At 43.9% G+C, this 335-nt stretch carries 1 protein-coding gene; it reads left to right on the forward strand.

Annotated elements, in window-relative coordinates; all coding sequences use genetic code 11:
* Nucleotides 1-335, forward strand: a 335-nt coding sequence (locus tag HC175_RS21810) for a DUF885 family protein (protein ID WP_168139982.1), incomplete at both ends; no start/stop codon positions are given.

The following is a 335-nucleotide window of genomic DNA, read 5'->3' on the forward strand; positions in this document are numbered from 1 at the left end:
CTTTAAAAAGGACCACTACGACCAATCTTTCTGCGGAAGAGATCCACCAGATAGGACTCAACGAGATCGCCAGGATCCATAAGGAAATGGAGGAGATCATGGACGAGGTGGGATTTGAGGGAAGTTTGCAGGATTTTTTCAAATTCATGAGGGAGGATAAACAATTCTACTACGAAAATACCCCTGAAGGAAAGGAAAAATATCTTACAGAAGCTACAGCTTTGATCAACACCATGAAAGGCCGGCTTGATGAACTTTTCCTTACTCAACCGGATGCCGATATTGCGGTAAAGGCGGTGGAGCCTTTTCGTGAAAAAAGTGCAGGGAAAGCTTTT

The sequence above is a fragment of the Salinimicrobium oceani genome (genome assembly GCF_012037645.1).